Source organism: Variovorax glucosi, from assembly GCF_051216695.1.
Classification (GTDB): Bacteria; Pseudomonadota; Gammaproteobacteria; order Burkholderiales; family Burkholderiaceae_C; genus Variovorax.
Genome location: NZ_JBPJZE010000001.1, coordinates 1087822 through 1110907, shown reverse-complemented (window position 1 = coordinate 1110907; position 23086 = coordinate 1087822). Strand labels below are relative to the sequence as shown.

Annotated in this window: 17 protein-coding genes; 9 read left to right on the top strand and 8 right to left on the bottom strand. The window is 65.3% G+C overall.

The annotated features are described in order from the left end of the window. Positions 1–10: 10 nt before the first annotated feature. The gene (locus ACSFA3_RS05255) at positions 11–1066 is read left to right on the top strand and encodes a LacI family DNA-binding transcriptional regulator (protein WP_435504966.1); all 1056 of its coding nucleotides are present in this window, start codon (positions 11–13) and stop codon (positions 1064–1066) included. Here ACSFA3_RS05255 and ACSFA3_RS05250 read toward each other — a convergent pair. After that, positions 1044–1556, bottom strand: a complete 513-nt coding sequence (locus tag ACSFA3_RS05250; protein ID WP_435504325.1) for an Lrp/AsnC family transcriptional regulator — start codon at positions 1554–1556, stop codon at positions 1044–1046. The two genes, ACSFA3_RS05255 and ACSFA3_RS05250, sit on opposite strands and share 23 nt — an antisense overlap. 146 nt (positions 1557–1702) lie before the next feature. Here ACSFA3_RS05250 and ACSFA3_RS05245 point away from each other — a divergent pair, with 146 nt between their 5' ends. After that, positions 1703–2719, top strand: coding sequence for a 1-aminocyclopropane-1-carboxylate deaminase (locus tag ACSFA3_RS05245; RefSeq protein WP_435504324.1), 1017 nt, complete (start codon positions 1703–1705; stop codon positions 2717–2719). Between the two features lie 31 nt (positions 2720–2750). Here the strand turns inward: ACSFA3_RS05245 and ACSFA3_RS05240 are convergent, their stop codons facing one another. From ACSFA3_RS05240 to ACSFA3_RS05230, 3 genes are all read right to left on the bottom strand, one after another. Continuing rightward, positions 2751–5090: a DUF2235 domain-containing protein gene (locus tag ACSFA3_RS05240; protein WP_435504323.1), complete on the bottom strand. Its 2340-nt coding sequence runs from the start codon at positions 5088–5090 to the stop codon at positions 2751–2753. Between the two features lie 21 nt (positions 5091–5111). Continuing rightward, entirely contained in the window at positions 5112–5897 is a 786-nt protein-coding gene (locus tag ACSFA3_RS05235; protein ID WP_435504322.1) for a GDSL-type esterase/lipase family protein, read from the bottom strand. A 174-nt stretch (positions 5898–6071) separates the two neighbouring features. After that, positions 6072–6995, bottom strand: a complete 924-nt coding sequence (locus ACSFA3_RS05230; protein WP_435504321.1) for a LysR family transcriptional regulator — start codon at positions 6993–6995, stop codon at positions 6072–6074. A 187-nt stretch (positions 6996–7182) separates the two neighbouring features. Between ACSFA3_RS05230 and ACSFA3_RS05225 the strand changes: the two genes are divergently transcribed. Genes ACSFA3_RS05225 through ACSFA3_RS05195 form a run of 7 tightly spaced genes read left to right on the top strand, consistent with a single transcriptional unit; the run spans position 7183 to position 15021 of the window. Continuing rightward, the gene (locus ACSFA3_RS05225; protein WP_435504965.1) at positions 7183–8670 is read left to right on the top strand and encodes an ABC transporter substrate-binding protein; all 1488 of its coding nucleotides are present in this window, start codon (positions 7183–7185) and stop codon (positions 8668–8670) included. A 22-nt stretch (positions 8671–8692) separates the two neighbouring features. Continuing rightward, positions 8693–9610: an ABC transporter permease gene (locus tag ACSFA3_RS05220; RefSeq protein WP_435504320.1), complete on the top strand. Its 918-nt coding sequence runs from the start codon at positions 8693–8695 to the stop codon at positions 9608–9610. A 49-nt stretch (positions 9611–9659) separates the two neighbouring features. Beyond that, positions 9660–10550, top strand: a complete 891-nt coding sequence (locus tag ACSFA3_RS05215) for an ABC transporter permease (RefSeq protein ID WP_435504964.1) — start codon at positions 9660–9662, stop codon at positions 10548–10550. A 1-nt stretch (position 10551) separates the two neighbouring features. Continuing rightward, positions 10552–11550, top strand: a complete 999-nt coding sequence (locus ACSFA3_RS05210) for an ABC transporter ATP-binding protein (RefSeq protein ID WP_435504319.1) — start codon at positions 10552–10554, stop codon at positions 11548–11550. Beyond that, positions 11547–12413: an ATP-binding cassette domain-containing protein gene (locus tag ACSFA3_RS05205; RefSeq protein WP_435504318.1), complete on the top strand. Its 867-nt coding sequence runs from the start codon at positions 11547–11549 to the stop codon at positions 12411–12413. Before ACSFA3_RS05210 ends, ACSFA3_RS05205 begins: the two co-directional genes overlap by 4 nt. Before the next feature lie 50 nt (positions 12414–12463). Then, positions 12464–13867: a M20 family metallopeptidase gene (locus tag ACSFA3_RS05200; RefSeq protein ID WP_435504317.1), complete on the top strand. Its 1404-nt coding sequence runs from the start codon at positions 12464–12466 to the stop codon at positions 13865–13867. Then, positions 13864–15021 (top strand): M20 family metallopeptidase, encoded by a 1158-nt coding sequence (locus ACSFA3_RS05195; RefSeq protein ID WP_435504316.1) that lies wholly within the window; start codon positions 13864–13866, stop codon positions 15019–15021. The genes ACSFA3_RS05200 and ACSFA3_RS05195 overlap by 4 nt, the downstream gene beginning before the upstream one ends. A 21-nt stretch (positions 15022–15042) precedes the next feature. Here ACSFA3_RS05195 and ACSFA3_RS05190 read toward each other — a convergent pair whose 3' ends face one another. From ACSFA3_RS05190 to ACSFA3_RS05175, 4 genes are all read right to left on the bottom strand, one after another. Continuing rightward, entirely contained in the window at positions 15043–15501 is a 459-nt protein-coding gene (locus tag ACSFA3_RS05190; RefSeq protein ID WP_435504315.1) for a RidA family protein, read from the bottom strand. Between the two features lie 89 nt (positions 15502–15590). Continuing rightward, positions 15591–16601, bottom strand: coding sequence for a transglutaminase family protein (locus ACSFA3_RS05185; protein ID WP_435504314.1), 1011 nt, complete (start codon positions 16599–16601; stop codon positions 15591–15593). A gap of 7 nt (positions 16602–16608) precedes the next feature. Beyond that, positions 16609–19314, bottom strand: coding sequence for a circularly permuted type 2 ATP-grasp protein (locus tag ACSFA3_RS05180; RefSeq protein WP_435504313.1), 2706 nt, complete (start codon positions 19312–19314; stop codon positions 16609–16611). A gap of 10 nt (positions 19315–19324) precedes the next feature. Continuing rightward, complete coding sequence (locus ACSFA3_RS05175) at positions 19325–22921, bottom strand: transglutaminase family protein (RefSeq protein ID WP_435504312.1); 3597 nt, start codon at positions 22919–22921, stop codon at positions 19325–19327. Positions 22922–23086: the final 165 nt, after the last annotated feature.

The window sequence follows — 23086 nt, the reverse complement described above, 5'->3', positions numbered from 1 at the left end:
GCGTCCGCCTCTGTCCAGTTCGGGACGAGCCACCATCGCCGACGTGGCGCAGGCGGCGGGCGTGTCGAAGGCGACGGTGTCGCGCTTCCTGAACCACCGCGAGCGGCTGCTGAGCCCGGACATTGCGACGCGCGTCGAGACCGCCATTGCGGCGCTCGGCTTTTCACCCAATCCGATGGCGCAGGCACTGAGTCGCGGCCGTTCGAAGCTCATCGGGCTGATCGTTGCGGACATCACCAATCCGTATTCCGTCGCCGTGCTGCGCGGCGCCGAGAAGGCCTGCCAGGACGCCGGCTACCTCGTGATGCTGTTCAACCTCGGCAACGAGTACGGCCGCGAGCGCGAAGCGATCAATGCGCTGGCCAGCTACCAGGTCGATGGGTTCATCCTCAACACGCTCGGACGCGGCGCGGGTGCGGTCGATGCGGTGACGATGCACGGCAAACCGGCGGTGCTGGTCGACCGTCGGCATGACGGCATGGAGGCGGATTTCGTGTCGCTCGACAACGTCGGTGCGGTCGATCTGGCCTGCACGCATCTGGTGGACAGCGGCTGGAGCGAGCTGCTCTACGTGTCGGAGCCGGTGAAGGACGTCAGCACGCGTCGCGAGCGCACGGCTGCGTTCGGAGACTTCGTGGCGGCGCATGCTGTGGACGGTGTCGCGGGCGAGATTTTCGAGTGCGATGAGAGTGCGACCGGTGCGCTCGACGAAGCGTTGCGCAAGCTCCACGCACGTTCGACCCCGACGCGCCGCGCCGCGCTGATCACCGGCAATGCGGTCGTTACGCTGCGTATCGCGGCTGCGATGACGCGACTCGGCTGGCAATTCGGCCGGGAGTTGGGCTTCATCGGTTTCGACGATCCGGAATGGGCGCCGCTCGTCGGTCCGGGATTGAGCGCCATCGAACAGCCGACCGACGCCATCGGACGCGGTGCCGCGAACTGCCTGATCGAGCGGCTGAGGGGGCTGGAAGGTCCGGCCCGGCAGCTGATGTTGCCGGGGCACCTGGTGGTGCGCGGTTCCTCGGCAGCGGCGATAGCGGCTACACCGTCAGCTGCGTCGTAGAAAGCACTTCCTTGAGCACCATGAAGCTGCGGATCTGCCTAACGCCCGGCAGATAGAGCAGCTGTTCGGCGTGCAACCGGTTGAAGCTTTCATGGTCGCGCGTTCGCAGCAGCATGAAATAGTCGAACTCGCCTGTAACGACATGGCATTCGAGGCAGCCCGAGACCTTGTGCACTGCCTTCTCGAATTCGGCGAAGGATTCCGGCGTCGAGCGGTCGAGCACCACGCCGATCATCACCAGCATCCCGGCATCGACCGCACGCGGTTCGAGCAGCGCGACGATGCCGCGGATCATGCCGATGGATTTCAGTCGCTCGACGCGGCGCAGGCAGGCTGGCGCGCTCAGGTTGACCTTGACTGCCAACGCCACGTTGGACACCGACGCATCGCGCTGAAGTGCCCGGAGAATCGCCCTGTCGGTGCGGTCGAGCGTGTCTTTGAGCGGCGCTTCCGCAGTGACGCTTTGAGTCTGGCGTTTTGTTGCGTTCATTTGTATATCGACTTAATTTAAAAACGAAAACTGCAGCGATGCGGCGGATCCGTTAGGCAAAGAGCCGATATTTTGCAACCCTGTGGCGCAGCTTAATTCCTAAGATCGATCCATTCCAGCATCGATCTTCTTCAGGACCAACGACCATGAATCTGCAGCAATTCCCGCGCTACCCGCTGACCTTCGGCCCGTCGCCGATCCAGCCGCTCAAACGCCTCAGCGCCCACCTCGGCGGCAAGGTCGAGCTTTTCGCCAAGCGCGAGGACTGCAACAGCGGCCTGGCCTTCGGCGGCAACAAGACCCGCAAGCTCGAATACCTCATTCCCGAAGCGCTCGAAGGCGGCTACGACACGCTGGTGTCCATCGGCGGCATCCAGTCGAACCAGACGCGCCAGGTGGCAGCGGTTGCCGCGCACCTCGGCCTCAAGTGCGTGCTGGTGCAGGAGAACTGGGTCAATTATTCGGACGCCGTCTACGACCGCGTCGGCAACATCGAGATGTCTCGGATCATGGGCGCCGACGTGCGGCTCGACGCCGCCGGATTCGACATCGGCATCCGCAAGAGCTGGGAAGACGCGATGGAGAGCGTGCGCCAGGCCGGCGGCAAGCCGTTCCCGATTCCCGCGGGCTGTTCGGAGCATCCGAAAGGCGGGCTCGGCTTCGTGGCCTTCGCCGAAGAAGTGCGCCAGCAGGAAGCCGAGATGGGCATCAAATTCGACTATGTCGTCGTCTGCGCCGTCACCGGCAGCACGCAGGCCGGCATGGTCGTCGGTTTTGCCGAAGACGGCCGGGCCGACCGCGTGATCGGCATCGACGCATCGGCCAAGCCGCAGCAGACCTACGACCAGGTGCTGCGCATCGCCCGCAACACCGCCGAACTGGTCGGTCTCGGCCGCGAGATCACCGAGAAAGACGTGGTGCTCGATACGCGTTTCGGCGGACCGGAATATGGCCTTCCGAACGAAGGCACGCTCGAAGCGATCCGCCTGTGCGCGCGCCTCGAAGGGATGCTGACCGACCCGGTTTACGAGGGCAAGTCGATGCACGGGATGATCGAGAAGGTGCGGCTTGGGGAATTTCCCGAGGGCTCGAAGGTGCTGTATGCGCACTTGGGCGGAGTGCCTGCGCTGAATGCGTACAGTTTCATTTTCCGGAACGGCTAACACGCCATCTGGTTTTCGGGCTTGGGCCCTGTCACTTGTCCTGCATCAACAGTGCCGAATAGGGCAGGCGCTCGATCGAAACCTTGCTCGTTCCTCTGTTGTTGCCGTAGTGCTCCGGCGGTCCATCGCCAGACGAAACGCGCAACGCATCATTCACGAACAGAAACACTTCACCGCTCGCAGGCGACGCGAAGCTGCCGCTGAAATTCGTTGCGTCGAGGTCCGGCGAGTCGGCAAGCATCCTCACCGGAAAGGTGAAGTAGTGCCCCTTCGCATTCCGAATGGTTACGCCCGGCTGGAAATACTCGGCCGTCAGGATCCGGCGAACAAACGGCAAGAAGGGGCGTTTCCACCAAGTCATCTCGCCGATCGGAAAGCCCAGGGGTGAGGCGGGGATCGTGCCGTGATCGTCGCTCCAGGGCTCATCGACCACGAGCTTCAGACGGTATTGCGCACCTTCCTGAACGACCAGACCAGTGGACCAGCAAGGGTCTTTTGTCGCAAAGAGGCCATCCGCGGTCAAAGACGCCACGCTGACGGGATTGAGTTGTGCTTTCGAGGCGCAGTACATCACGCTCGCGTTCGTCCAAGGAAACAGCAGCGGCACCCGGTAGATGGCCGTTATTGCCACCACGGTGAAGAGCGCGAGGACTGCGAACCCGAAGGCAGTTGGCACAGCCCGCCATTTGAGAAATTGAAAGAAAGTCTGATAGATCGAGTTGGTGCGGAGCCGTTCGATGAGCCGATCGGATGCACTGACCGTCGGCGGCGCGACGGGGGGCGAATCCGATGCCGCCAACGTACGCTTCCAGATGCTGCGCATCACGTCGTCTATCGCGCGCTGGATACCTCGACCTCGCGCCATCAGAAACATTGCACCCCCGGCCAGTCCGACGAAGAGGGCGGGGCTGTTTGCCCAAGCGTGTACCCAGAACCGCAGCACACCCGGAAGCAATTCGCCTGCTGCCGAAACCGCGGGCGACACCAGGCATGTCGGCCCCGAACAGTCGGAGGGGTCATTCATCAGCGGCATCAGAACAAGCAGGATCGTGAAGGTGATGGCAAAGAAGTATGCGACGCGCCTTTGCCATACCTTGTTCCAGACGATTGCAGTGCCCGCCGCCAAGGTGCAGGTTGCCGGACTCGGAACCTGCGCCGTGCCCTCGATTTCGAAGCCGGTGCTGGGCAAGGTAATCGGGCGGTAGCCGTCGGTGCCACCCTTGATGCGGCGAACGACGCTTGGATGCACAACCACCTTCGTCAGGCGGCCATGTGCTTGCCGAGGGTCCGGATCCTGCATCAGTTGCGTACCGGGCTTGGGTTGGGTCAGGCGAGCGCTGAGTCGTCGCGGCTGGTAACGGTAATAGCCCGCGAAGCCCGCGCGTGAGTCGTGCATCGGACCCAACTCGTTCATCTTCTGCTGCACCTTGGTCAGCGCTCCCGCTTCCAGCCTAAGACCACCGACGTTGACTGCGTTCTGCATCATCCATTCGAGCGGAACCAACGACAGGCTGCCATCTGGGTACCCGCCGCCGACGTCCGAATGCATGCCCACGAACCAGACCTGCTTCAAACGATCGGTCATCTCGTCGACTTCGTCCCAAAGCAGCGGATGGAAGGTGTCGCGCTCGTCGTCGAGCGAGAGTGCGTGGCAGGCACCCATCACCTTTTTCGACAACGTATAGTCCTTCAGCGATAGCGGCCAGATCCAGCGGTCGACGCCGCGCGTCAGCTCCGCAATCGGCGTGCCATAGGCCGCTACCGTGTCCCATACGCCGACAAAACGGATGACGTCGTCACCGAGCTCGCGTGCGGCAAGGTCTGGGTCCAGCCCGCGCCGACGCATGGAGGTATGGGCGAGACCGCGCTGGATGCGTACGAACAGGTCGGAGAAGGTCCACTTGTCCAGGCGCATCTCTCGGCGATAGCGCCTGTACATCTCCGACGAATACGACGAGATGCATTGCTCTCCCCGGTAGGGCGCGACCCCGATCCGCGCAAGCAGACCAATCAGCAACCGGATCGTGAAAGCCCCGCGGCTGAAGCCGAAGGCCACGATGCGGTCGCCGGGCTCGTAGTTGCGGCAGATGAAGGAATACAGGTCCAGCACGTTGCGCTTGAGCCCAAAGCCGAACACGCCGCCGAGCATCATGAACAGTTTGCCGCCTCCGCTGCCGACGCCGTCGTCGTAGAAGGCAATCTGTTTGTGCAGTCCGGGCGGAGGCGGGCCAAGGTCCAGTGCCTGGTACATTCGCCAAACATTGGTTTTGCTTATCTTGGCTGCGCTGTTGCCGGTGCCATCGGAGAAAAGGCAGATGGTCTTGCCGAGAGTTTCAGGCGCCGACGTCACGGTTGTCGGATGCTTGTCCATGGGTGGTATTTGCTGCATTACCTACTCATCGGGTAAGCCCCAGATCGCATCCAACTCCGGCAGGAATCGAACCTGTGCGAGCAGCCTGAAGCCGGCCGGCGTCGGATGCAGCTCATTCGCCCATGCATCCTCCGACAAGGTGCCTGACGTCTTCAAGGTGCGGACCGGGCCTGAAGACAACTCAGCAGCCACGTCCTCTTGCATTCTCAGCAGCCTCGCGACGAGATCCTTGAACAAAGGTCGGCGTAGGTCGTCAGGGATCTGGCATCGGTCCATCGGAGCCTTGAGCCAATTGGCGGGCCCGAAGACGCCGTCGCCCGTGGGATAGGCATCGTCGTAGTTGTGCATTACCACGACGGCGTTGGCGTTGAACGACCGGAACTTTGCAATCAACTTGCGGTAGTGCCCTGCAATTGCATTCAGGACCGCATCGGGTTCGCCTGGTGCGTAGCAACTCTGGACGGTGTTGCAAGGTGAGCAATCTGCCTTCACGAGTTTGCGAAAATTTGTGGTGCCTACGATATCGTTACCGCCTCCGCTGAGCAGCAGTGCCTTCACGAGTGGTCCCCTGGCGAACATGTCGAATGTCGTGTCGATGGACCTGGCGTACTTCGTGTCCCATTCCGAGGATTCCGATCCGTTGTACCCCGCAACCACGATCGACTGCAGAGGACGCTGCCTGGCGATCTCGCCGAGCAAATTGTCGAACGGATACCAAAACCACGAATCGCCAACTGCGAGCGCCGTCGGCGAGGCGCCGCGCATGGTTCCGTCATGCGGTCCGTAAAAAAGATTGGGCAAAGCCATGGAGACTCCTGAAGAGAACACTTGGGCGCCTGCTCGACCCGCTCGGCGAGAACGACCTGGCACGCCCACCCCTGTGCCGAGTCTTAATCTGCACGCGCGAGTTCGCCATAGGCCTTCTGACCTAATGCCGAAGTCCAGCCTCAAGTCTTTGGAAAAACTCTTTAAGGATTGAGGCTAGCCCGCCAGCTGCCCCTTCAGATAATCCAGAAAAGCCTGCGCCGTGCGCGACAGCGTGCGGCCCACCAGGGTCTGCACCTCGATGTTGCGCAGGTCCAGGCCCTTGTCCTTCAGCGGCATCGCGACCAGTTCACCGCGCTCGATCTGGTAGCGCACCGATATCTCGCCGCAGATCGTGATGCCCAGCGGCGCGTGCGTCAGGAAGCCGAGCAGGCTGGCGATGTAGGAGCTGGTCAGCACCGGTTCTACCGGCAACCGTTGCCGGTGACAGGCGATGTCGAAGAGCTGGCGCACGGTCGTGTCCGGCTCCGGTAGTGCGAGTGGATACGCCATCAGCTGGCGCAGGCTGACCTGCCCGAATCGCACCAGCGGATGCGTGTGCCGCATCACCGCCATCACCGGCGATGGCTGCAGGTGTTCGATCCTGATGTCCTTCTCCGCGCCGCGGCTCATCACGAGTCCGATGTCGGCATCCCCCAGCAGGATGCGGCGCGTGCTCTCGGCCGGCGGATGCACGCCCAGGTGGAACTGGATGCCGGGGTGCGCCTCGATGAACTTGCCGATCACGCGCGGCAGGAACTCCATCGCGAATCCTTCGGTCGCCACGATGCGCACCCGTCCGCGCTGCATGCCCTGCAGCGCATGCACGTCCGTGACCACGCGCTCCGCGTCGTGTGCCGTGCGGATCGCATGCACGGCCAGCAGTTCGCCGGCCGCGTTCGGCACCATGCCGCGCGCATGCCGGTCGAAAAGACTCACGCCGAGCAACGACTCCAGATGCGCGATGTGCCGGCTGATGGCGGAGCTGGCGACGTTGAGGCGCGTCGACGCTTCGCTGATCGAGCCGCAGCGCACCACCTCCAGGAAGTAGCGCAGGGCCGTGTCCTGGAGCTGGCGCGCGATGAGTTGGGAAGTGGCCATCGGGTGGGACCTGACATGTGTTGGAGCATTGCCGTTTCGGCATCGACCGGGTCGAAATTCTGTAAGGGATGAAACGCAGGTGCGGCTCCATTCTTGCGATTGTTCACGCGAACCGTTCGATTTTTCTTTCAAGGAGCTTGTTATGGAATTTCCATCCACCACTCTGGTGCAACGTGCCATCCTGGCAATGGCGCTTGCCGCCGCCGCAGCTTCGGTGCACGCCGGCAAGGGCAACGACACGCTGACCTACGCCTCCGACAGCGAAGTCGAGAACGTCAGCCCGTATCACAACAACATGCGCGAAGGCGTGATCCTCTCGGCCATGGCCTGGGACACGCTGATCTACCGCGACACCAAGACCGGCGAGTTCAAGCCGCAACTCGCCACTGCATGGAAGTGGGACTCGCCGACCGCGCTCAACGTGACCCTGCGCCAGGGCGTGACGTTCCAGAACGGCGACAAGTTCAGTGCCGACGACGTGGTCTTCACCTTCAACGAAGTCGTCGGCCCCGACGCCAAGATCGCGACGCGCCAGAACACCGACTGGATAAAGAACGTCGAGAAGATCGGCGAATATCAGGTGCGCATCAACCTGAAGACACCGTTCCCGGCCACGCTCGAATACCTGGCTGGCCCGACGCCGATCTACCCCGCCGCGTACTTCAGGAAGGTCGGGCTGGAGGGCTACAGCAAGGCGCCGATCGGCACCGGCCCGTACAAGATCACGGCGGTCATTCCCGGCCAGGGCGTGACGATGGTGAAGAACACGGCATACTTCAAGGACAGCCCGGTGCCGCAGCCGAAGATCGGCAACGTCAGGTTCGTGATCATCCGCGACCCCGAAGCACGCCTCGCGCAACTGATGACAGGCGCCGTCGACTGGATCTGGCGCGTGCCCGCCGACCAGGCCGAATCGCTCAAGGCCGCGCCGAACCTCACCGTGCTCAGCGGCGAGACGATGCGCGTCGGCTTCATGTCGATCAATAACAACGGCACCACGCCGGAATCCACGCCGTTCAAGGACGTGCGCGTGCGCCAGGCGGTGAACATGGCGATCAACCGCAAGGGCCTGGCCGACAGCCTGGTGCGTGGCGGCAGCCAGCCGGTGTATGCGCCTTGCTTCCGCACCCAGTTCGGCTGCGAGACGGCCAAGGTCGTGAAGTACGAATACAACCCGACGAAAGCCAAGGCGCTGCTGGCCGAAGCCGGTTTCCCCAACGGTTTCGACACCGACCTCTGGGCCTATCGCGAGCGCGAATATGCCGAAGCGATGATCGGCGACCTGCGCAAGATCGGCATCCGTGCACGACTGCATTTCGTGCAGTACCCGGCGCTGCGCAACGAACTCCGCTCGGGCCGCGCGCCGCTGTCGTTCCAGGCATGGGGATCGTTCTCGATCAATGACGCATCGGCCTTCGCCGGCAACTACTTCAAGGGCGGCCCGGACGACACGGCCAAGGACCCGCAGACCATCGCATTACTGCAGACCGCCGACGCCACGGTCGACAAGACCGAGCGCAAGGCCAAGTACGGGCAGGCGCTGCAGCGCATCTCGGAGCAGGCGATGTGGGCACCGCTGTTCTCGTACTCGACCAACTACGCATTCACGTCGGACCTGAAGTTCGACGCGCAGCCGGACGAGCTGCCGCGCTTCTTCGCGGCGAGCTGGAAGTAAGCCGACCTGCCGGGCTCGCCACATGCTGATCTACATCTTTCGCCGGCTGCTGGTCGCGCTCAGCGTCATGCTGACCGTGGCCGTCATCAGCTTCATGCTGCTGCACCTCTCGGGCGATCTGGCCACGGCCATCGCCGGGCCGGAATCGACAGCCGCCGACGTGGAGAAGATCCGCGTGCAGTACGGGCTCGACCAGCCGATCGCATCGCAGTTCTTCGACTGGCTCGGGGCAGCGGTGCGGCTCGATTTCGGGCGCTCGTTCTACTTCCAGAACACGGTGGTGGAGCTGATCGGCGAGCGCCTGCCGATCACGCTGAAGCTCGGCGGCGTGGCCTTGCTGCTGGCGGTGATCGTGGCGATCCCGCTCGGCGTGCTGGCCGCGATCTACCGCGACACCTGGATCGATCGGGTCTCTCTGATGATCGCCGTGGTGGGGCAGGCGATGCCGACCTTCTGGTTCGCGCTGACGCTGATCATCGTCTTCTCGGTCGGCCTCAAGTGGCTGCCGGTGGCGGGAAACGGCACCTGGCAGCACTTCGTCCTGCCGGCCATCGCTCTTGGCTACTATGCCATGCCGGCCATGATGCGGCTGACCCGCGCCGGCATGCTCGACGTGCTCGGCTCCGACTACATCCGCACCGCGCGCGCCAAGGGCCTGAGCCCGTCGCGCGTGGTCTTCAAGCATGCGCTGCGCAACGCGATCATTCCGGTGGTGGCCTTGGCTGCGGTGGAGCTGGGCTTCATGCTCGGCGGTTCGGTCGTCATCGAATCGGTGTATTCGATGCAGGGGCTCGGACAGCTCGCGTGGGACTCGATCTCACGCAACGACTACCCGGTGGTGCAGGCGGTCGTGCTGATCATTGCCGTGTTCTACATCGGCCTGACCTTCGTGGCCGACGTGCTGAATGCCGCGCTAGACCCGCGCATGCGCACGCGCTGAGGAGATGAACATGACCGCTTCGACGCTCTCCAATTCCTCCGCGCCGGCGATGCCTGCAAAGCCTTCGCTGACCCTGCCGCCCACACCGGCCTGGCGCAAGCTGCTGCGCCGCGTGCTCGGCCAGCACGGCCTCACCATCGGCGCCGTGATCCTCGGGCTGATCGTGCTGGCCGCGATCTTCGCGCCGTGGCTCGCGCCGCACGATCCGTATGCGCAGGACGTGACACGCCGCCTGATACCGCCGATCTGGCACGACAAGGGCACCTGGGACCACATTCTCGGCACCGACAAGCTGGGCCGCGACTACCTGAGCCGGCTGCTGTTCGGCGCACGCGTGTCGCTGATCATCGGCGGCGTCACGGCCGTGATTTCCGGCGCGATCGGCACGACGCTCGGCGTGCTGGCCGGCTACTACGGCGGGCGTGTCGATGCGGTCATCAGCTACATCATCACCACGCGGCTGGCGATGCCGGTGGTGCTGGTGGCGCTGGCGATGGCATCGCTGGTCGGCGGCTCGCTGCAGGTGGTGATCGTGCTGCTCGGGCTGCTGCTGTGGGACCGTTTCGCCATCGTCACGCGCTCGGCCACGCAGCAGCTGCGCGATGCCGAATTCATCGCCGCAGCCAAGGCGCTGGGGGCATCGACGCCGTACATCCTGGTGCGCGAGTTGCTGCCTAACCTGATGAGCGCGCTGACCGTGGTCGCCACGCTGGAGATGGCCCACGCGATCCTGCTCGAATCGACGCTGAGCTTCCTCGGTCTCGGCGTCCAGCCGCCGACGCCGTCATGGGGCCTGATGGTCGCCGAAGGCAAGGCCTACATGTTCTTTCAGCCCTGGGTGATCGTGATTCCCGGCATCGTCCTGGCGTTGCTGGTACTGGCGATCAACCTGGTCGGCGACGGCATCCGCGACCTCACCGCGCCGGACGGGAGAAACTGAAATGACCGCAATGACAACGCCTTTGCTGGACGTGAAGAACCTGCGCGTCGACCTTCCCACCGAACGCGGCATGCTGCATGCCGTGCGCGGCATCGACTTCCATGTGAACCGAGGCGAGATGCTGTGTCTGGTCGGCGAATCCGGCTGCGGCAAGTCGATGACCTCGCTGGCGCTGATGGGCCTGCTGCCGCGCAAGGCCGTACGCACCGCCGACCACATCCGCTTCGACGGCGTCGATCTGCAGACGCTGCCGGAGAAGGGCATGACCGCGCTGCGTGGCGCGCGCATGGCGATGATCTTCCAGGAGCCGATGACGTCGCTGAACCCGTCGTACACGCTCGGCGACCAGCTCTGCGAGGCGTTGCGCGCGCATCGCAAGGTGACGGCCGCCGAGGCCCGCGACCGCGCGGTGCACCTGCTCGAACGCGCCGGCGTTCCGCAGGCAGCCGACCGCATGCGCCAGTACCCGCATCAGCTGTCGGGCGGCCTGCGCCAGCGCGTGATGATCGCGATGGCACTGATGTGCGGTCCCGATCTGATCATCGCGGACGAGCCGACGACCGCCCTCGACGTGACCATTCAGGCGCAGATCCTGCGGCTGATCCGCGAGCTGCAAAAAGAGTTTGGCACCGCCGTCGTTTTCATTACGCACGACCTCGGCGTGGTGGCGCGCATCGCCGACCGCGTGGCCGTGATGTATGCGGGCGAGGTGATCGAGACCGCGCCGGTCGGCGAGCTGTTCGCGCATCCGACGCATCCGTACACGCGCGGCCTGCTCAACTGCATTCCGGTGCGCGGCAAGACGCTGCCGGGCAGTCATCTTCAGGCGATTCCGGGCGTCGTGCCGAGCCTCGTCGGCGATGTGCAGGGCTGCGCCTTCGCGAACCGCTGCGCGCATGCGCAGCCCGTCTGCGCGCAGACGCCGCCGTACGTGGCGCTGAACGACACACATGCAGCGCGCTGCGTGCTCGCCCGTGAAAAAGTCGAGGAGGCCGCATGAAGGCAGTCAACGATCCGGTTTTCACACCATCGGTCGACGAGATCGCACTGGAGCTTTGCGCGCTGACCCGCGTCTACAAACTCAAGCGCGGCCTGTTCCGCGCGCCGGGCGAAATCAAGGCGGTGAACAACGTTTCGCTTCGCATCCGCAAGGGCGAGACGCTGGGCCTGGTCGGCGAATCGGGCTGCGGCAAGAGCACGCTGGCCAAGATGCTCCTGGGTCTTCTGGCGCCGAGTTCGGGCAACGTGCTGGTCAACGGCAAGGAGATCGATCCGAGCCGGCGCAAGGCGCTTGCGCGGTCGGTGCAGCCGATCTTCCAGGACCCGTATTCGTCGCTGAATCCGCGCCGCTCGGTGGCCGACATCGTCGGCGTGCCGCTGCGGCTTCACGACGTCGGCACGCATGCCGAACAGAGAAAACGCGTGAAGGAAATGCTCGACCTCGTCGGCATGCCGGAGCGCACGCACAGCCAGTATCCGAACCAGCTCTCGGGCGGGCAGCGGCAGCGCGTGGCCATCGCGCGCGCACTGGTACTTCGACCCGACATCCTGATCTGCGACGAGCCGACATCGGCGCTCGACGTTTCGGTGCAGGCGCAGATCCTGAACCTGCTGCTCGACCTGAAAGCCGAATTCGGACTGACCTATCTGTTCATCAGCCACGACCTCGGCGTGGTCGAGCATCTGGTCGACCGCGTGGCCGTGATGCACCAGGGACAGATCGTCGAACTCGGCAGCCGAGAGCAGATTTTCGCGCGGCCGGAGCACCCGTACACCCGCATGCTGCTGGCCTCGGCGCTCACGCCGGAACCGGGGCTCGGCATTCCCGACATCGAGCGCGAAATGCCGTTAGCCGTCGCCTGAGCGTCCTCACACCGTTTTCAAACTTCAGCCCCTTCATTCAAGGTATTTCCATGAGCCGCAACCAAGCCATCGCCCAGACGCTGGCCAGCTTCGACGACGGACGCTTCCAGCAGACGCTGGCCCGCCGCGTCGCCTTCCGCACCGAGAGCCAGGACGCCGCCAGCGGCCCGATCCTTCATGCGTACCTCGACGAAGAAATGACGCCGCAGCTCGAAGCGCTCGGCTTCACCTGCCGCGTGGTCGAGAACCCAGTCGCAGGCAAGAGCCCGTTCCTGTTCGCCGAGCGCATCGAGGCCGATGCCGCCTTCACACTGCTGACCTATGGTCACGGCGACGTCGTGCGAGGCTACGACGCGCAGTGGCGCGCGGGGCTCAATCCGTGGGAGATCGTGGTCGAAGGCAACCGCTGGTACGGCCGCGGCACCGCGGACAACAAGGGCCAGCACACCATCAACCTCAGTGCGCTCGAACAGGTGCTGAACGTGCGCGACGGCAAGCTCGGCTACAACGTGAAGATCATCCTCGAGATGGGCGAAGAGGACGGCTCGCCGGGCCTGAACGATGTCTGCGCGCTACATAGCGAACTTCTGGCCGCCGACCTGTTCATCGCCTCCGACGGCCCGCGCGTCTCGGCTTCGCGCGCCACGATGTTCCTCGGCTCGCGCGGCGTCTTCAACTTCGATCTGCACCTGAAGCTGCGCGATGGCGGTCACCACTCGGGCAACTGGGGCGGGCTGCTGCGCAATCCGGGGATCCGGCTGGCGCATGCCATCGCCAGTCTTGTCGATGCGAAGGGCCGCATCCTCGTGCCCGGTCTGCTGCCGAAGGAATTGCCGGAGAGCGTCCGCATCGCGCTGAAGGACATCGAAGTCGGCGGCGACAAGGGCGACCCGGAAATCGATCCGGACTGGGGCGAGCCCGGCCTGTCGTCGGCGGAGCGCGTGATCGGCTGGAACAGCCTCGAAGTGCTGGCCTTCACCACCGGCAACCCGGCGATGCCGGTTCATGCGATTCCGTCGGATGCGCGCGCGCATTGCCACATGCGCTATGTCGTCGGCAGCGACCACACGCATTTTCTCGACCACATCCGCAAGCACCTGGACGAACACGGTTTCGACGATGTCGAACTGCGTCCGACCGACGTTCGAATGGCCGCGACGAGGCTCGACCCGGACGACGCGTGGGTGCGCTGGGGCCTGGCCTCTATGGCGCGCAGCACCGGCAAGCGGCCCGCGTTGCTGCCGAACCTGGGCGGTTCGCTGCCGAACGAGGTGTTCTCCGAAACGCTCGGCCTGCCGACGCTGTGGGTGCCGCATTCGTACCCGGCCTGCTCGCAGCATGCGCCCAACGAGCACATCCTGGCCGACGTGACGCGCGAGTCGCTGCACATCATGGCTGGGCTGTTCTGGGATCTGGCCGAAGAAGGTCCGGCGGTGTTCAGGGAGCGCGTGTGAGCGCGCGAAATCTGGAATCAGCGTCCGCATGGCTCGGCGAGCAGCGCGGCGCGATGCAGACCGCACTGGCCGATCTGGTCGATATCGACTCGAACAGCTACGACAAGGCCGGCACCGACCGCGTGGCCGACGCGATGCGTGGCTGGCTGCTGGCCGACGACATCGAGGCCCGGCACCTCGCAGATCCTGCCGACGGCGACGTACTGCTGGCGCAGCTGCCCGGCTTGTCGGCGTCCGAAGCACCGGTCGTGCTGATGGGGCATCGCGACACGGTGTTCCCGACCGGCACCGTGCCGCAGCGCCCGTGGCGTGTCGAGGGCGATCGCGGCTACGGCCCCGGCGTCGCGGACATGAAGTCGGGACTGGTACTTCAGTGCTTCGTGCTGATGGCCTTGCGACGCATGGCGCCGCTGCCGTTCCCGGTGCTCGGGCTTTTCACCGCCGACGAGGAGATCGGTTCGCATCGCGGCCGCGTCGCCATCGAGGCGCATGCACGCGGTGCACGCGCTGCGTTCAATGCGGAGCCGGGACGCGTCACCGGCAATCTGGTGACGTCGCGCAAGGGTGGCGCCAACTTCCTCATCGAAGTCGGCGGCCGCGCGGCGCATGCCGGCATGAATCATGCCGACGGCGCCAGTGCCATCGAGACACTGGCGCGCAAGATCATGGCGCTGCATGCGCTGACCGACTACGCGGCCGGCATCACTGCGAACGTCGGGCTGATCAGCGGCGGAATGTCGAGCAACACCGTGGCGCCGTCGGCCGAGGCCAGACTCGACGTGCGCTTCTGCACGCTGGAGCAGCGCGAGACACTGTTCGCGCGCATCGTGGAGATCGTGGCCGAGCCGGGTGTGCCGGGCACCACTGCAACGGTCACGCAGACTTCGGAATTCTTGCCGCTCGAACCGAAGTGGAGCGAGGAATTGCTGGTGCGTTACCAGGCGAGCGCCGCGCAGGTCGGGTTCGCCGTGGAAGGCGAATTCACCGGCGGTTGTTCGGACGCCGGGTTCACTGCATCTCTGGGCATTCCGACGCTCTGCGGCGTCGGGCCGGTGGGCGGCAAGGCGCACACCGACAACGAATATTGCTGCCTGGAAACCCTGGTGCCGCGCGCGCAGGCGTTGCTGCGCACGATCGTCGGACTGGCCGACTAGCCCATCAGGGCAGGCTCCGACTCAGGCCAGTTCGGCAATCAGCTCGATTTCCACGCAGCAGCCCATCGGAATCTGCGCCACGCCGAATGCACTGCGTGCATGCGCGCCGACTTCCGGGCCGAAGACTTCGGCGAACAGCTCGCTGGCACCGTTGGTGACGAGGTGCTGCTCGGTGAAGGTGCCGGTCGAGTTGACCAGGCTCATCAGCTTGACGATGCGGACGATCTTGTTCAGGTCGCCGACGGCTGCATGCAGCGTGCCCATGAGGTCGATGGCGACCGCGCGCGCAGCGAGCTTGCCTTCGGCCGTCTCGACGTTCTCGCCCAGCTTGCCGACCCAGGGCTTGCCGTCCTTCTTGGCGACGTGGCCGGACAGAAAGACCAGCTTGCCGGTCTGCACGAATGGCACATAGGCCGCGGCGGGTGCGGCGACAGGTGGGAGCTGGATGCCGAGTTCGGCGAGCTTGTCGTAGACGTTCATTGAGATGCCTTTGAAGTGAAAGATGAGAGCCGGCGAGCGTAGAAGGCCACCGATGTGCAGTTGTCTCGGAATCGTCCGAGAACCGAAATCTAGTAGCGCGATCCCTGGAACTGGTACATCGGTCCCGACTGTGACTGAAGTTGCGGCATGGCCTGCGACTGAGCCTGGGACTGACCTTGCGACTGTCCCTGCGCCTGCCCCGCACGCAGTTCGGACAGCGGCCTTACCGTCACGCCGACATCCAGCGTATGCCGCGCGCCGCCGTGCAGTACGCCGCGTATCGGCGAAACATCGGAGTAGTCGCGGCCGATGGCCAGCGTCACGTAGTCCTCGCCCGGCTGGCGGCCATTGGTAGGGTCGAAATCCGACCAGTCGCCCGGGCCGTCTTCGCCCGGCAGATAAACGGACACCCAGGCATGCGACGCGTCGGCGCCGATCAGGCGAGGCTTTCCGGGCGGCGGCTGTGTCAGCAGATAGCCGCTGACATAGCGCGCCGGCAGACCCAGCGAGCGGAAGCAGCCGATCATGATGTGCGCGAAGTCCTGGCACACACCCTTGCGCTGGGCCAGTGCCTCAACGGCCGGCGTGTTGATCTCCGTGCTCTGTGCGTCGTAGGCGAAGTCGCGGTAGATGCGGCGCGTGAGGTCCAGTGCGGCGTCGAAGGTCGCGACGCCGGCGGAGAAGCTCGGCCTTGCATAGGTCGCGAAGTCGTCGTGGCGCGGCACATAGGGCGAGGGAAAGACGAAATCCGAAGCCGCGTCGAAACGCGAGCCCTTTGCATACCGGAAGCGCTCGCGCACCGTTTCCCAGGGCAGGAGGCGTGCGACGCTGGTTGCCAGGACCGGCTCGAAGGTCTCGACCACGCTTTCGGCGGTCACGATCAGGTCCTCGTGCGTCGTATCGAGCGCGAAGAAGGCGCGCGTGTTGCCATAGAGATCGGGAATCTCGTTGCGCTGGGCCGGAGGCGGCACGATCGACAGCGTGTGGCTCACCAGGCGTTGCGAAGCCGTGACACGTGGCTTCAGGTGGGCCAGGTGCTGCGCGGTCTCGACCGGCGGCGAATAGTCGTAGCGTGTTTCGTGGGTGACGTGCAGGAGCATGAGCAATTCAGGCGCCGACGGAGCGAAGCGATTCTGATGTGAGGGTGAAATAGCGCGTGCCGAGGGCGTCCGACACATGGTAGGCCGCAGCGGCAAGCGTGGCAAACAGCTTCACCAGCGTCGGGTAGCTGTTGTCGGTGCCGGGTTCGCACAGCGATTCGAGCGTCCACGATGCCGGATCGGGCAACTCGTAGGACAGCGCGGTGAGCTTTCCGGGCGCACTGCCCGCCAGTTTGGCGATGCGTCCGCGCAATGTCTGCGTGACCCAGGCGAGCGAGCGCGGGTTGTCGCCGTCGAGCACCAGCAGGTCGACCAGTGTCGCCACGTCGCGGCGCTGCTGATATCGGGCGTGGAAAGTGATGGTGCTGTCGAACAGCGCGACCATCGCCTCGAAGCCGGCGACCTCATGCACCGCGCCGTCCTTGAAGCCGGCAGCGAGCGCGCCCGAAAGAAAGGCCAACCGCTCGATGTGGCGGCCGATCGACAGCAGCCGCCAGGCATCGTCGCGCGTCATGCGGTCGGTCTGGGCGCCGGTCAACGCGGCGAGGGCGGTGCTGGCAGCTTCGAGCGAGCGCTGGGCCGCGCCGATCGCGAAGCTGCTCTCGCCGGATTCGCCGGCCTGCTCGACGCTGCGGCGTATGAAGTCGGCCTCGGCGCGGACGATCTGGTTCCAGTTGTCCTGCGACAGCCGTTCGCGCACGGCGGCCGCGGCCTGGCGCACGCAGCGCAGGTTGTAGACGACGCTGCCTGCATCGACGTTGGCAAGGTCCGCGATCAGGCTGCGCTCGAACACGCGACGCGATTTCGGTGCCGCCGGAACCTTGGCAGATACCAGTCCGTTGCGCAGCGCCAGCCTGTGCAGCCAGTCGAGCAGCGGCTGCGACGACTGGTCTTCGCCGCCGAGCAGGTCGAGCGACAGGCGTGCGAGGCGTACGGCGTTCTCTGCGCGTTCGGTGTAGCGTCCGAGCCAGAACATGTTCTCCGCCGCGCGACTCGTGACCGGGGCGCGATGCCGGGCCAGCGAGGCTGGCGTGGCATGGGGCTGGAGCAGGGTGGTGCGGTCGATGTGGCCGTGTGTCTGCACCCAGACGTCGGCACTGCTGCCGCCGCGCTGCATCGATGCGATCTGCGCGTCGGAGCCGGCGAGCCGGGCAAGTCCGCCAGGCAGCACGCGCCACGACTGCGCACCGTCGCTCACCGCGAAAACGCGCAGCATCATGGCCCGCGGTTCTATCTGGCCGAGACCGCGCGCCTGCGACCAGGTCGGCATCTGGGACAGCGGCAGATAGCTCTGCACGGTGTGCTCCTCGCCGCGCCGCAGGATGCGTCCGGCCCATTCGTCGAGTTCACGCCGGTTCATCCGGCTGCCGAGCACCGCTTCGAACGCGCCCTGTTCGCTGCCGGGATAGGTCGACTTGATGGCGCAGTCGCGCAGTTGCGGCAACGCGGACTCGAGCGCCGCGCGTTCGCCGCACCACCAGGTCGGCAGTGCGGGCAGGCGGAGCTTTTCGCCGATCAGCCGTCTGGCCAGCGCAGGCAGGAAGCCGAGCAACGCCGGCGACTCCAGGAAAGCCGAACCCGGCATGTTCGCGACCAGCAGATTGCCTGCGCGGATCGCCTGCAGCAGCCCGGGTACGCCGAGCGTCGAGTCGGGCCGCAGTTCAAGCGGATCGAGGAACTGATCGTCGAGCCGCTTGATGAGGCCGTGCACCGGCCGCAATCCCTGCAGCGTCTTGAGGTAGACGCGCTGGTCGCGCACCGTGAGATCGCTGCCCTCGACCAGCGTCACGCCCAGGTAGCGGGCAAGGTAGGCGTGCTCGAAGTAGGTTTCGTTGTACGGGCCGGGCGTCAGCAGCGCGATGTGCGGTGGTTGCCCGGCCGGACACATGCGCTGCAGGCCCTCCATCATCGCGCCGTAGGTGGCGGCGAGGCGCTGCACCTGCAGCTCCTCGAACGCCTCCGGGAACTGGCGCGAGATGGCGAGCCGATTCTCCAGCAGGTAGCCGAGGCCGGAAGGCGCCTGCGTTCGCTGCGAGACCACCCACCAGTTGCCGTCGGGTCCTCGCGCCAGATCGAATGCGGCGATATGCAGCCAGGTATCGCCCGGCGGTTTCACGCCGTGCATCGGACGAAGGTAGCCGGGATGGCCGCGCACCAGCGCCGGCGGCAACAGCCCTTCCGCCAGCAGCAGCTGCGGACCGTAGACGTCGGCCATCACCCGGTCGAGCACGCGCACGCGCTGGATCACGCCGGCTTCGATCTGCGTCCAGCTCTCGGGCGAGATGATGAGCGGGAACAGGTCAAGCGACCAGGGCCGCTGCGGTCCGTCGGCATCGGCGTAGACGTTGTAGGTGACGCCGTTGTCGCGGATCTGACGTTCGAGGCTGATCGCGCGGCGCGGCAGGTCATTGAAGCCGCCGGTGCCGAGGTGGTCGAAAAAACGTCGCCACGGCGGCGCGAGTTCCGGACGAGGAACCGTCGGTCCGGACGGCAGGGGGGCGGCCGAGGGCGGTGGCTGCTGCGACGCGTCGTAGAGAACCGCACCGGACGCCGACGACGCAGCTGCCGGTTTTGGCGGTGTGGCGGCGACTGCCGCTCCACGCAATTCGTCGTAGTGACCGGGCGTCGATGGCGGCGCGAGCGACGACGCCAGGGCAGCGGAAGACTCCGTCGCCTGGGCGTCGAAAAGCGATTCGTTCAGCGGATCGACCATCGCCGCATCGTCATCCGCGGCGCAGGTCGAGCGTGAACGGGAACTCGCGGCTTCCCGCCAGTTCGATCGTGGCAGGCGGCGTGTTCATCAGTCCCGGCGTGTGGCCCATGCGCGAGAAGCGTGAATGGCGACGGCTCTCCGCCTCGTAGGCGTTGACCGGGAACGTGTCGTAGTTGCGACCGCCCGGATGCGCCACGAAATACTGGCAACCGCCGAGCGAACGCTTCATCCAGGTGTCGACCAGGTCGAAGGTCAGCGGTGCATGGGCACCGATGCTCGGGTGCAGCGCAGACGGCGGATTCCAGGCCTTGTAGCGCACGCCGGCGACGAACTCGCCGGTGGTGCCGGTCGGTTGCAGCGGCAGGACCTTGCCATTGACGGTCACCACGTGGCGGCTCTCGTTCAGGCCGGTCACGCGCACTTCGATGCGTTCCAGCGAAGAGTCGACGTAGCGCACGGTGCCGCCCGACGAACCTTCTTCGCCCATGACGTGCCACGGTTCGAGCGCGTTGCGCAGCGACAGCTCGACGCCCATCGCCTGCACCTGGCCGACCAGCGGGAAGCGGAATTCGAGGTGCGGCGCGAACCAGTCCGGATCGAACGGGAAACCGGCCAGACGCATCTCGGCGATCACGTCGTCGAAGTCCATCTTGACGAACGTCGGCAGCAGGAAGCGGTCGTGCAGCTCGGTGCCCCAGCGCGTCGCCGGGGCCTTGTACGGCTCGTCCCAGAAACGCGCGATGAAGGCGCGCAGCAGCAGTTGCTGCGCGATGCTCATGCGGGCATGCGGCGGCATTTCGAAGGCGCGCAGTTCGAGCAGGCCGAGGCGGCCGGTCGAAGAATCGGGCGAATACAGCTTGTCGATGCAGAACTCGCTGCGGTGCGTGTTGCCGGTCACGTCGACCAGGATGTTGCGCAGCGTGCGGTCGACCAGCCAGGCCGGCATGTTCGCGCCATAGATTTCGCGGTTCTTGGCGATTTCCTTCAGCGCGATTTCCAGCTCATAGACCTGGTCGTTGCGGGCCTCGTCGACGCGCGGCGCCTGGCTCGTCGGGCCGATGAACATGCCCGAGAACAGGTAGCTCAGCGACGGATGGTTGTGCCAGTAGAGCAGCAGGCTGGCCAGCAGTTCGGGCCGACGCAGGAACGGGCTGTCGTTGGGCGTGGCGCCGCCCATCACGAAGTGATTGCCGCCGCCGGTGCCGGTGTGGCGTCCGTCGGTCATGAACTTCTCTGCCGACAGGCGAGTCTCGAACGCGGCTTCGTAGAGGAATTCGGTGTGGTCGACCAGTTCCTTCCAGTTGTTCGCCGGATGGATGTTGACTTCGATCACGCCCGGATCGGGTGTGACGGCGAGCATCTTCAGACGCGGATCGCGCGGCGGCGGATAGCCTTCCATCACGACCTTCAGGCCAAGCTGCTCGGAGGTCGCTTCGATCGCGGAAACGAGGTCGAGGTAGTCCTCCAGGCGCGCGAGCGGCGGCATGAAGACGTAGAGCACGCCGGAAGCGCTGCCGACCTTCTCTGCAGCCGGTCCGTTGGCACGACGCGGATCGCGCACTTCGACGCACAGCGCCGTGCGGGTGACCCACGGCGCCGACTCGCCGCGACGCGGCTGGCGCGCGGTGGTCGGATCGTTGCTGCCGACGGCAGTGCCGGGCGCCGAAGCGCCGATGTCACCCGTCGAAGCGGGGAAAGTCGACGTTGCCGACGTTGCCGACGTTGCCGACGTGGCCGATGCACCCGTTGCGGCCGAAGCGGCGCGCGCTTCCTGCATGCGAACGGCGGTCGGCACGGTCGGCGGCGAGCCGAAAGCGTAGGGCACGGCGCCCAGATCGGCACCGGTCGGCGTGCCGGTCGATGCGGTCGGGTAGCGGGCGCGGAAATCGTTCGCGCTCGGCAGGTCGCCGCGCGGCGCGGTCGGGTCGCGGTCGATCTGGTACGGGTAGTCGCCCTTGCTGGCCCACGGCTGCGAGTCGAGCGGCAGGCGGTAGCCCATCGGCGAGTCGCCGGGGATGAGATACAGCCGGTCGTCGCGCATGAACCACGGGCCGGTCTTCCAGCCCGGACCTTCGACCGCAGGCGCGTCGGCATTCGCGTTGCCCGGTTCGATCGGTAGCATGTAGCCGATGACCGCGTCCAGCTTCTGCGTGAAGACGCGGCGCAGGCGCACGCGTTCGAGTTCGTCGTCGAGCTTCGACTCGAACGGATCGACGTTCACCGGCAGGCGGCGTTCGCGCCAGAGGTAGTAGAAGGTGTCTTCGTAGCCCGGCAGAATGTAACGCTCTGTGATGCCGAGGCGGTGCGCCAGCACGGTGGTGAAGCGGCGTGCGTCTTCGCTGGTGTAGTGCGTGGGAACGCGCTCGTCGGCGAAGATTTCGGGGTTGTGCCAGAGCGGCTGGCCGTCGGTGCGCCAGAAGATCGACAGCGCCCAGCGCGGCAGTTGCTCGCCCGGATACCACTTGCCCTGGCCGAAGTGCAGGAAGCCGCCGTCGCCGTATTCGGCGCGCAGCTTCTGCACGAGTTCGGTCGCGTAGCCGCGCTTGGTCGGGCCGAGCGCTTCAGTGTTCCATTCGGGCGCGTCGCGGTCGGTGGTGCAGACGTAGGTCGGCTCGCCGCCCATCGTCAGGCGGACGTCGCCGGCAACCAGGCGCTTGTCGACCGCATCGCCGAGCGCGAGGATCTCGGCCCACTGCGTGTCTGTGTACGGCTTGGTCACGCGCGGCGATTCGTGGATGCGCGTGACGACCATCTCATGGCCGAATTCGACTTCGGCATCGTCGACCACTCCTTCGATCGGCGCGGCGCTCGACGGCGTCGGCGTGCAGGCGAGCGGGATGTGGCCTTCGCCGGCCATCAGGCCCGATGTGGCGTCCAGGCCGATCCAGCCGGCACCGGGCAGATAGACCTCGCACCAGGCATGCAGGTCGGTGAAGTCGACCGTCGTGCCGCTCGGGCCGTCGAGCGCCTTCACGTCCGGCGTGAGCTGGATGAGGTAGCCCGACACGAAGCGCGCGGCAAGGCCCATGTGGCGCAGCAGCTGAACGAGCAGCCAGCCCGAATCGCGGCACGAACCGCTGCCGTTGGTCAGCGTTTCTTCCGGCGTCTGCACGCCGGGTTCCATGCGGATCAGGTAATCGACATCGGACTGAACTTGCTGATTGATGCCGACCAGGAAATCGATGGTGCGTTTTTCGGTGCGATCGATCTTGGCGAGATAGGCCTCGACCAGTGGCGTCATCGCGTCGGCGACGAGGTACTGGGCGAGTTCTTCGGCTTGTTCCGCGCTGTACTTGAACGGGAAGTTCTCGGCTTGCGGTTCGAGGAAGAAGTCGAACGGGTTGTAGACCGCCATCTCGACCACGAGGTCCACCGTCACCTTGAATTCGCGCGTCTTCTCCGGAAACACCAGGCGTGCCTGGTAGTTGGCGAACGGGTCCTGCTGCCAGTTGACGAAATGCAGTTCGGGTTCGATGCGCAGCGAATACGAGATGACGTTGCTGCGGCAATGGGGCGCGGGACGCAGGCGCACGACCTGCGGTCCCAATTGCACCGGCCGGTCGTACTTGTAATGGGTGACGTGGTGTAGAGCGGCGTGAATGGACATTTTTTGGTGGCGTCTTGTTGCGTCGGAGTGCCTCGGGCGACACGCATACTAGCCGACGAACAAAGCAATTAGCGCGCCATCACGAGCGTGCACAGGGGGCGGATTCGGATGAAAACACAGGGAAAAGCGGTCCCGGGCGACAGCCTGGACGACCGCCGGAGCAGT

Excerpts from the sequence above, each read along its gene's own strand:
- ACSFA3_RS05180 (WP_435504313.1), bottom strand. The coding sequence starts at position 19,314 with ATGGTCGATCCGCTGAACGAATCGCTTTTCGACGCCCAGGCGACGGAG.
- ACSFA3_RS05220 (WP_435504320.1), top strand. The coding sequence starts at position 8,693 with ATGCTGATCTACATCTTTCGCCGGCTGCTGGTCGCGCTCAGCGTCATG.
- ACSFA3_RS05185 (WP_435504314.1), bottom strand. The coding sequence starts at position 16,601 with ATGCTCCTGCACGTCACCCACGAAACACGCTACGACTATTCGCCGCCG.
- ACSFA3_RS05210 (WP_435504319.1), top strand. The coding sequence starts at position 10,552 with ATGACCGCAATGACAACGCCTTTGCTGGACGTGAAGAACCTGCGCGTC.
- ACSFA3_RS05175 (WP_435504312.1), bottom strand. The coding sequence starts at position 22,921 with ATGTCCATTCACGCCGCTCTACACCACGTCACCCATTACAAGTACGAC.
- ACSFA3_RS05205 (WP_435504318.1), top strand. The coding sequence starts at position 11,547 with ATGAAGGCAGTCAACGATCCGGTTTTCACACCATCGGTCGACGAGATC.
- ACSFA3_RS05235 (WP_435504322.1), bottom strand. The coding sequence starts at position 5,897 with ATGGCTTTGCCCAATCTTTTTTACGGACCGCATGACGGAACCATGCGC.
- ACSFA3_RS05245 (WP_435504324.1), top strand. The coding sequence starts at position 1,703 with ATGAATCTGCAGCAATTCCCGCGCTACCCGCTGACCTTCGGCCCGTCG.
- ACSFA3_RS05250 (WP_435504325.1), bottom strand. The coding sequence starts at position 1,556 with ATGAACGCAACAAAACGCCAGACTCAAAGCGTCACTGCGGAAGCGCCG.
- ACSFA3_RS05200 (WP_435504317.1), top strand. The coding sequence starts at position 12,464 with ATGAGCCGCAACCAAGCCATCGCCCAGACGCTGGCCAGCTTCGACGAC.
- ACSFA3_RS05225 (WP_435504965.1), top strand. The coding sequence starts at position 7,183 with ATGGCGCTTGCCGCCGCCGCAGCTTCGGTGCACGCCGGCAAGGGCAAC.
- ACSFA3_RS05190 (WP_435504315.1), bottom strand. The coding sequence starts at position 15,501 with ATGAACGTCTACGACAAGCTCGCCGAACTCGGCATCCAGCTCCCACCT.
- ACSFA3_RS05240 (WP_435504323.1), bottom strand. The coding sequence starts at position 5,090 with ATGGACAAGCATCCGACAACCGTGACGTCGGCGCCTGAAACTCTCGGC.
- ACSFA3_RS05215 (WP_435504964.1), top strand. The coding sequence starts at position 9,660 with ATGCCTGCAAAGCCTTCGCTGACCCTGCCGCCCACACCGGCCTGGCGC.
- ACSFA3_RS05230 (WP_435504321.1), bottom strand. The coding sequence starts at position 6,995 with ATGGCCACTTCCCAACTCATCGCGCGCCAGCTCCAGGACACGGCCCTG.